The organism is Microbacterium sp. (genome assembly GCF_030149085.1).
Taxonomy (GTDB): domain Bacteria; phylum Actinomycetota; class Actinomycetes; order Actinomycetales; family Microbacteriaceae; genus Microbacterium.
In genome coordinates, this window is record NZ_JASBSF010000235.1 from 1 (window position 1) to 8,896 (window position 8,896).

The following is an 8,896-nucleotide window of genomic DNA, read 5'->3' on the forward strand; positions in this document are numbered from 1 at the left end:
CGCGTATCGCCGAGCTCGAATCGGGCGCTCCCGCCGCCCCCGCCGCGCCTGTAGAGGCCCCGGTCGAAGAGGCCGCCCCCGCGCCTGTCCCCGCAGCTCCTGCGGGCACCCCGCTTCCCACGGTTGCAAGCGCCGGCCTGCTCGAGCTTGCCCAGCGCCTGCACGACGAGCACGTCGCCGAAGGCCAGGCGCGCCACGACCAGCTCATCGCCGAGGCCCAGGCCCAGGCCGCCTCGATCATTTCCGATGCCGAGACTCGCGGTCGCGACGAGATCGCCCGCATGGAGGCCAAGAAGGCCGAACTGGATGCGCGCATCGGTGAGCTGCGCCAGTTCGAACGCGACTATCGTTCGCAGCTTCGCGGCTTCATCGAGGGGCACCTGAAGGACCTCGACTCCTCCTCGACCGACAGCGCGTCGGTCGCGAACATCACGAACTGAGGACGCTCTTGGCGTCTCGGCCACCTCTGCGTCACGCGGCGGCCGGCATCACGATTGCGCTGCTCGCAATCCTGGTGCTGGCCGTCGACCAGTTCACCAAGTACCTTGCGCTGAGCAACCTCCCCCTGCAGCAATCCGTTCCCGTGCTGGGGGAATTTCTGCAGTTCTACCTGGTCAAGAACCCGGGTGCAGCCTTCTCTCTCGGGGAGGGATACACCTGGATCTTCACGATTGCCCTCGCGGTGGTCGCCGGTGTGATCGTGTGGCTCGCCGCGACCCGCGTGCAGTCACGCCTCTGGGCGATCGTGCTCGGACTGCTGCTCGGAGGTGTGCTCGGAAACCTCACCGACCGCCTCTTCCGGGAGCCCGGATTCCCCGTGGGGCACGTCGTAGACTTCATCAACACACCGTGGATGTGGTTCTGGATGAGCCCCGCCATCTACAACGTGGCCGACATCTTCATCGTGTCGATGATGATCGGCGTGGCCCTGCTCGTGATCGTAGGAGTACAGATGGACGGCAAGCGACACCATCACCATGAAACGAATCCCGCCGAAGAGGAGACCATTCTCGGCGCCGCCGGGGACGAATTTCCTCCCGGTGGCGATGTCGCCGGCGGGTTCGACTCGGAGTTTCCGGTCGCCGACCCGTACGCGGGTGTGCCTCGCGACGAGATCGGTCTCCCTCCGCTCACGGAAGCCGAGCAAGAGGCTGTGGCACGGGAGGCCGACCGGATCGCCGACGAGGAATCCCGCCGCGACTCGTGAGTCGTCTCGGTAGGCGAGCAGCTGCCGTTCCTGACCGCCGATGCGCTCGAGACGGAGACTGACGTGCCGGCGCGGATGTTGCCGGTGCCGGACGGGCTCGATGGCGCCCGGGTCGATGCGGCAGTCTCCAAGATGCTGGGATTCTCGCGCACTTTTGCGGCCGACGTGGCCGAGGCCGGAGGTGTCAGCGAAGGCGGCAGGATCCTCGGGAAGTCCGACCGACTGACGGCGGGAACGGTTCTCGAGGTCGAGTGGACCGATCGTCGCGAGCCCGAGGTCGTCCCCGTCGTCGTGCCAGGCTTTGGCATCGTGTACGACGATGACGACATCGTGGTCGTCGACAAGCCCGCGGGTGTTGCCGCGCACCCGTCGGTGGGCTGGGAAGGCCCCACGGTGCTCGGGGCGCTGGCTGCGGCAGGGTTCCAGATCGCGACAAGCGGTGCCCCCGAGCGGCAGGGCGTCGTTCACCGCCTGGATGTCGGCACGAGCGGGCTCATGGTCGTTGCCAAATCGGAGCACGCGTACGGAGTCTTGAAGGCGGCCTTCAAGGACCGCACCGTCGAGAAGATCTATCACGCGGTGGTCCAAGGGCACCCCGACCCGCTCGCAGGAACGATCGATGCGCCGATCGGGCGTCATCCCTCGCACTCCTGGAAGTTCGCGGTCACCCCGGACGGCAAACCCTCGGTCACTCACTACGAGACCATCGAGGCATTTCCGGGGGCCTCACTGCTGGAGATCCACCTCGAGACCGGGCGGACCCACCAGATCCGCGTTCACATGGCGGCGCACCGGCATCCGTGTGTCGGTGATCCGCTCTACGGAGCCGACCCCACGATGTCAGAACGACTGGGCCTCACGCGCCAATGGCTGCACGCTCGCACGCTTGCCTTCACGCATCCCGCAACACGGGAGTGGGTCTCGTTCGATTCGCCGTATGCACCCGATCTCGCTCATGCGCTGGCGATCCTCCGCGGCGAGGAGCTCGACTGAGCGAGCTGACGCCCTGAGGGCTCAGAAGCTGCCGAGCAGATCGAGTCTCAGCTGCGCCGTGATCGCGATGAGGGCGTAGTCCAGGACGGTGGCAAGCAGCGCCCACGAGAAGATCACGCCTCCTACGCGCCGCGTCGCAACTGCCTCGCTCCACACGCCGTCGCGCAGCATCCAGCCCGTGGTGAACCAGAACAGCGGGATCGTGACGAGCCAGATGATCATGCACCAGGGGCAGAGCGACCCGTAGACGAAGATGCTCTGGAACGCGAAGTAGTGCACGAGAACGAAAGCCCCGGCCACGAAGATGCCGTACGTCCGCCAGTACCAGCGACGAAGGCCGGATGGCGATGCCAGCCCGCTGACGCCGGCGTAGACGGGTCCGAGGAAGAGCACCATGCCCGCTATCGAGTTGCTGAATCCGAGGATGTTGCCGCCGGGGGAGAGCAGGTTGGGTCCGCAGGTGACGAGCACGCCCCACTGACACGAGATGATCGCATCCGCGCCGGTGAGCTGACCGATGTACTCCAGGTACAGGAGGAACGCGACGACGGCGCCGAGGGTGCCGCCGACGATCCAGAAGACGGCGAGGGGGACGGTGGGTCGGTGCAGGGCCACCCGCCCATTGTCTGCACCGGTCCGGGCGCTGCGTGGCCGGCCGGGCCGGACTTAATCAGGCGGACGGATGCTGCGCCCCGCTGCCCCCGGATACGAACTGCGCTTCGCCGCGTTCCGGGATCGCGGCATCGATGCGCGCACGCATGTCGGGGCCCACGTCGCCCAGCGCATCGAGCGGGTACCAGCCGACCTCTGTCATCTCGCCGTCGACGGGAACCGGGTCGCCGGAGACCCACGTGCATCGGAACGTCAGGTCGAGGTAGTCGCTCTGGTCCCCGTTGGCGTAGGTGATCCTCGGGATCTGATGGACCCACGCGAGGCGGTCGGCACGGATGACGACACCTGCCTCTTCGGCTGCCTCCCGCTCCGCGGCGTCGGCCGGCTCCTCCCCGGGATCGACGATGCCGGTGATCGGGGTGAGGGCGTGATTGTCGGAGCGGCGACCGAGGAGGATCTCGTCACCGCGGATGATGACAGCGGTGACGCCCACGAGCGGGAGCGGGCGGGTTCCGACGAACTGGCGGAGCTCAAGGATGAAGTCGGGAGTTGGCACACGGTAACCGTAGCCGCCCCGGCGGGCCGGGTGAGCCGGCGTCGGAGCCCGAACGTAGACTCTCGGCATGGCGTCCGACTCCTTCGTCCACCTGCACGTGCACAGCGAGTATTCGATGCTCGACGGAGCCGCCCGCATCGGGGCGATGGTGCAGGAAGCTGCAGCTCAGGGGTCGCCTGCGATCGCCGTCACCGACCACGGGAACACGTTCGCCGCCTTCGAGTTCTACAAGGCAGCGAAGGATGTCGGCATCAAACCGATCATCGGCATCGAAGCGTATGTGACCCCGGGTACGCACCGGTCCGAGAAGTCACGGGTGCGATGGGGGTCTCCCGAGCAGAGCGACGATGACGTGTCAGGTTCGGGTGCGTACACCCACATGACGCTGCTGTCCGAGACGACGGCCGGGATGCACAATCTCTTCCGGCTCTCATCGAAGGCATCCATGGAGGGGTACTACTTCAAGCCCCGCATGGACCGCGAGCTTCTCGAGACGTACTCGAAGGGTCTGATCGCGACCACCGGATGCCCCTCGGGCGAAGTCCAGACCCGGTTGCGCCTCGGGCAATACGACGCCGCCCGCGCTGCAGCCGCCGAGTTCCAAGACATCTTCGGCAAAGAGAACTACTTCGCCGAGATCATGGATCACGGCCTCGATATCGAGCGCCGGGTCATGACCGATCTGCTGCGGATCGCGAAAGACCTCGACATCCCGCTTCTCGCGACCAACGACTCCCACTACACCCACCAGCACGACTCGAACAGTCACGCGGCCCTGCTCTGCGTTCAGTCCGGGTCGACGTTGGATGACCCGAAGCGGTTCAAGTTCGACGGCGACGGCTACTACATCCGCACGCCAGCCGAAATGCGCCAGATCTTCCGGCAGCATCCCGACGCGTGTGACAACACGCTGCTGATCGCCGAGCGCTGCGAGGTCGAGTTCAACACCAGCGCCAACTACATGCCGCGCTTTCCCGTGCCCGACGGCGAGACCGAGGAGAGCTGGTTCGTCAAAGAGGTCGAGGCTGGGCTCGAGGAGCGTTACCCGGCCGGCATCCCTGACGAGGTCCGCAAGCAGGCCGAGTACGAGGTCGGCGTCATCGTGCAGATGGGCTTCCCTGGCTACTTCCTGGTCGTTGCCGACTTCATCAACTGGGCCAAGCGCAACGGGATCCGCGTCGGCCCAGGCCGTGGGTCGGGAGCCGGCTCGATGGCTGCCTATGCCATGCGCATCACCGACCTCGATCCGCTGAAGCACGGCCTGATCTTCGAGCGGTTCCTCAACCCCGACCGCGTATCGATGCCCGACTTTGATGTCGACTTCGACGACCGTCGCCGCGGCGAAGTGATCCAGTACGTCACCGAGAAGTACGGCGACGACCGGGTGGCGCAGATCGTGACCTACGGCACCATCAAGGCCAAGCAGGCGCTGAAGGATGCCGGCCGCGTGCTGGGTTTCCCGTTCAGCATGGGGGAGCGCCTGACAAAGGCGATGCCGCCGGCGGTCATGGGCAAGGATGTGCCGCTGACCGACATGTTCAACAAGGATCACCCCCGCTACAAGGAGGCGGGGGAGTTCCGCACGCTCATCGAGACCGACCAGGAGGCGAAGACGGTCTTCGACACCGCGGTGGGCCTGGAAAACCTCAAGCGCCAGTGGGGTGTGCACGCCGCCGGTGTGATCATGTCCAGCGAACCGCTGATCGACATCATCCCGATCATGCGGCGCGAGCAGGACGGTCAGATCGTCACGCAGTTCGACTACCCGTCGTGCGAGTCGCTGGGTCTGATCAAGATGGACTTCCTGGGGCTGCGAAACCTCACGATCATCAACGACGCGCTCGATAACATCGAGGCCAACCGTGGCGAGCCGCTTGTCCTCGAGGAACTCGACCTCGAGGACCGCGCGTCGTACGAGTTGCTCGCGCGAGGGGACACTCTCGGGGTGTTCCAGCTCGACGGCGGCCCGATGCGATCCCTGCTTCGCCTGATGAAGCCCGACAACTTCGAAGACATCTCGGCCGTCCTCGCGCTGTATCGCCCCGGTCCGATGGGCGTGAACTCGCACATCAACTACGCGCTGCGCAAGAACAAGCAGCAAGAGATCGAGCCGATCCACAAAGAGCTCGAAGAACCCCTCGCCGACATCCTCGACACGACCTATGGCCTCATCGTCTATCAGGAGCAGGTCATGGCTGTCGCCCAGCGCGTCGCGGGTTACACGCTTGGCCAAGCCGATCTACTTCGTCGCGCCATGGGAAAGAAGAAGAAGTCCGAGCTCGATAAACAGAAGGAGGTCTTCTTCGGCGGCATGACCGAGCGCGGGTTCTCGGATGCTGCGCAGCAGACCCTGTGGAAGGTTCTCGAGTCGTTCGCCGATTACGCGTTCAACAAGGCTCACACCGCCGCCTACGGGCTCGTGTCGTATTGGACCGCGTACCTCAAGGCCCACTACCCCGCGGAGTACATGGCGGCGCTGCTCACGAGCGTCGGCGACTCGAAAGACAAGATGGCCGTCTACCTCAACGAGTGTCGACGGATGGGCATCCGGGTGCTGCCGCCGGACGTGAACGAGTCGATCCGCTACTTCGCGGCAGTCGGCGACGACATTCGTTTCGGGCTCGGTGCCGTGCGCAACGTCGGTGCGAATGTCGTCGAAGCGATTGTGCAGGCGCGCGCGGATGAGCCTTTCGTGTCGTTCCACGACTTCCTCGCTCGTGTGCCGGTGTCGGTCGCGAACAAGCGAACGGTGGAGTCACTGATCAAGGCCGGCGCGTTCGACACCCTCGGTGCGACCCGCCGCGCACTCCTGGAGATCCACGAGGACGCGACCGAGCAGGCTGTGCTTGACAAGCGCCGCGAGGCCAACGGCGAGGTCGGGTTCGATTTCGATTCGCTGTGGGGGGAGGACGAGCCGCAGCAGGTCAACAAGGTTCCCGAGCGTCCGGAGTGGACCAAGAAAGACAAGCTGGCCTTCGAACGCGAAATGCTGGGGCTCTACGTCTCGGATCATCCGCTTGCGGGCCTCGAGGTACCGCTTGCCAAGCATGCATCGATCAACATCCATGACCTCCTGGCCTCCGAAGACCTGGCGGATGGCGATCAGGTGACCATCGCTGGCCTGGTCACGAGCGTGCAGCACCGTGTCGCCAAATCCAGCGGTAATCCCTACGGCATGATCACGGTCGAGGACTTCGACGGCGAGATCACCGTCATGTTCATGGGAAAGACCTACACGGAATTCCAGTCGATGTTGCAGGCTGACTCGATCCTGGTGGTCCGAGGGCGCGTCTCGCGACGCGATGACGGCATGAATCTGCACGCCCAGGCGGCGTTCTCGCCCGACCTTGGTTCCGTTGACGCATCCGGACCGCTCGTGCTCATGATCCCGGAGCAGCGGGCAACCGAAGCTGTCATCGGCGATCTCGCTGATTGTCTGCGCCGCCACCGCGGTGAGACTGAGGTGACGATCAAGCTCCACAAGGGCGGTGTGGCGAAGGTGTTCGAGGTGCCTCACCCGGTGACCGTGACGGCCGACCTCTACGGCGAGCTCAAGGGACTTCTCGGTCCCCAGTGCCTCGGGTAACCGCCGACTGCGGCTGCACCGCGCCTCCGGCGATCCACCCCCCGCGCGGGCGATACCGTAGATGGATGCTTCGCACCCTCGATCTGCGCGGGCAAGACCTGACGCCCGCAGAGCTGCTCGCCGCCGTTCCCCGCGCGACCGCCGCCCGTTCCGAGGCGCTCGCCACGGCGGTGCGCCTGGTCAATGACGTCGCCGAGCGCGGCGAGACCGCGCTGCGCGAACAGGCTGAACAGTTCGACGGGGTGACCGGTCACGACATCCGTGTTCCTGCCGCGCACCTCGATGAGGCGCTCGACGCTCTCGATCCTGCGGTTCGGGAGGCCCTCGAGCGCGCTATCGATCGTGTGCGGGCGGCCTCTGCCGTGCAGGTTCCGCCGCCGACCACCACGACGCTTGGCCCAGGAGCCTTCGTGCACCAGCGGTGGCAGCCCGTGCGCCGCGTCGGGGTCTATGTGCCCGGCGGTAAGGCCGTCTACCCCTCGAGCGTCGTGATGAACGTCGTGCCGGCTCAGGCAGCCGGTGTCGAACAGATCGCCCTCGCATCCCCGCCCCAGCGGGCGGAGGGTGGGCGAGTCCACCCCGTGATTCTCGCCGCCGCGAAACTCCTCGGGGTCACCGAGGTATACGCGATGGGTGGGGCCGGTGCGATCGGCGCATTCGCGTATGGGGTTGCGAGCCTGGGCCTGGATCCGGTGGATGTCGTGACAGGGCCGGGGAACAACTTCGTCGCTGCCGCAAAGCGCGCGGTGGCCGGTCGCGTGGGCACCGACTCGGAGGCAGGTGCCACCGAGATCCTCATCGTCGCCGACGACACGGCGGACCCTCGGCTGGTGGCAGCTGACCTCATCAGCCAGGCCGAGCACGACGAGCAGGCATCCGCGGTTCTCGTCACGGCGTCGGCGGAGCTTGCCGATGCTGTGCAGACCGAGGTGGCCGCGCTGGCTGCACAGACTCTCCACGCCGCGCGCATCGAGGTGGCGCTCACGGGCCCGCAGTCCGCGATCGTGCTCGTCGACGAACTCGACGCCGCGGTCGACTTCTCGAACGCGTACGCTCCTGAACACCTCGAGCTGCACCTCGCCGACCCCATGCCGCACCGGTTCGTGCACGCCGGGGCCGTCTTCGTCGGCCCGTATTCGCCGGTGAGCCTGGGCGACTACCTCGCGGGGAGCAATCACGTGCTCCCCACGGGCGGACAGGCGCGGTACGCTGCGGGGCTCTCTGCCTCGACGTTCCTGCGACCGCAGCAGGTCATCGAGTACGACCGGGATGCCCTGGCGGAGGTGTCCGACGCGATCGTGGCGCTTGCGACCGCCGAGGTGCTCCCCGCGCACGGCGAAGCCGTCCGCGCGCGCTTCACCGCGTAGTCTGGGGCTGCTATGCACTGCCCTTTCTGCCGTCATCCCGACTCACGCGTGATCGATTCCCGCACCAGCGACGACGGTCTCAGCATCCGTCGTCGCCGCCAGTGTCCAGAATGCGGTGGTCGATTCTCGACCATCGAGACGGCGAGCCTCAACGTCATCAAGCGGTCGGGTGTGATCGAACCGTTCAGCCGGGAAAAGGTCATGTCGGGTGTGCGCAAGGCGTGCCAGGGGCGCCCGGTGACCGAGGGTGATCTTGCCGTCCTGGCGCAGACGGTCGAAGAGGTGGTCCGGCAGACTGGTTCGTCGCAGGTCGACACCAACGAGATCGGCCTGGCAATCCTCGGTCCACTCCGGGAACTCGACCAGATCGCTTATCTCCGGTTCGCGAGCGTGTACCAGGCGTTCGATACGTTGGAGGATTTTGAGTCGGCGATCGCACAGTTGCGCGCGGATCATCATCGCCTGGCATCCGATCTCGAGGAGTAAGCATGTACCCGTGGCTGTTTCGCACGTTCCTCTCGAAGATGGACCCCGAGGCAGCGCACCATTCGGCGATGCTCGTCATCCGGCTGCTC

Annotated in this window: 7 protein-coding genes and 1 pseudogene; 6 read left to right on the forward strand and 2 right to left on the reverse strand. The window is 65.9% G+C overall.

The features are described 5' to 3' along the window. From Q1V87_RS09590 to Q1V87_RS09600, 3 genes and pseudogenes are all read left to right on the forward strand, one after another. On the forward strand, positions 1 to 440 hold a 440-nt coding region (locus tag Q1V87_RS09590), incomplete at its 5' end, for a cell division protein (protein WP_300592027.1). Positions 441 to 448: 8 nt separating this feature from the next. Continuing rightward, positions 449 to 967 (forward strand): annotated as a pseudogene (gene lspA / locus Q1V87_RS09595) (signal peptidase II); the annotation flags it as partial. A 303-nt stretch (positions 968 to 1,270) separates the two neighbouring features. Continuing rightward, complete coding sequence (locus Q1V87_RS09600; RefSeq protein ID WP_300592029.1) at positions 1,271 to 2,200, forward strand: RluA family pseudouridine synthase; 930 nt, start codon at positions 1,271 to 1,273, stop codon at positions 2,198 to 2,200. Between the two features lie 21 nt (positions 2,201 to 2,221). On the opposite strand, the gene Q1V87_RS09605 is transcribed toward Q1V87_RS09600, so the two are convergent. Further along, positions 2,222 to 2,815: a vitamin K epoxide reductase family protein gene (locus tag Q1V87_RS09605; RefSeq protein ID WP_300592031.1), complete on the reverse strand. Its 594-nt coding sequence runs from the start codon at positions 2,813 to 2,815 to the stop codon at positions 2,222 to 2,224. Positions 2,816 to 2,870: 55 nt separating this feature from the next. Further along, positions 2,871 to 3,368 (reverse strand): NUDIX domain-containing protein, encoded by a 498-nt coding sequence (locus Q1V87_RS09610; protein WP_300592033.1) that lies wholly within the window; start codon positions 3,366 to 3,368, stop codon positions 2,871 to 2,873. 67 nt (positions 3,369 to 3,435) lie between these two features. On the opposite strand from Q1V87_RS09610, the gene dnaE reads away from it, so the two are divergent. The 3 genes from dnaE (at position 3,436) to nrdR (ending at position 8,807) form a co-directional block, all read left to right on the forward strand. Beyond that, positions 3,436 to 6,954 (forward strand): DNA polymerase III subunit alpha, encoded by a 3,519-nt coding sequence (gene dnaE / locus Q1V87_RS09615; RefSeq protein ID WP_300592035.1) that lies wholly within the window; start codon positions 3,436 to 3,438, stop codon positions 6,952 to 6,954. A gap of 65 nt (positions 6,955 to 7,019) precedes the next feature. Further along, positions 7,020 to 8,321, forward strand: coding sequence for a histidinol dehydrogenase (gene hisD / locus Q1V87_RS09620; protein WP_300592037.1), 1,302 nt, complete (start codon positions 7,020 to 7,022; stop codon positions 8,319 to 8,321). 12 nt (positions 8,322 to 8,333) lie between these two features. Further along, positions 8,334 to 8,807 carry a transcriptional regulator NrdR gene (gene nrdR / locus Q1V87_RS09625; RefSeq protein ID WP_300592039.1) on the forward strand — a complete coding sequence of 158 codons (474 nt, stop codon included), beginning with the start codon at positions 8,334 to 8,336 and terminating at the stop codon, positions 8,805 to 8,807. Positions 8,808 to 8,896 lie beyond the last annotated feature (89 nt).

Excerpts from the sequence above, each read along its gene's own strand:
- dnaE (WP_300592035.1), top strand. The coding sequence starts at position 3,436 with ATGGCGTCCGACTCCTTCGTCCACCTGCACGTGCACAGCGAGTATTCG.
- nrdR (WP_300592039.1), top strand. The coding sequence starts at position 8,334 with ATGCACTGCCCTTTCTGCCGTCATCCCGACTCACGCGTGATCGATTCC.
- hisD (WP_300592037.1), top strand. The coding sequence starts at position 7,020 with ATGCTTCGCACCCTCGATCTGCGCGGGCAAGACCTGACGCCCGCAGAG.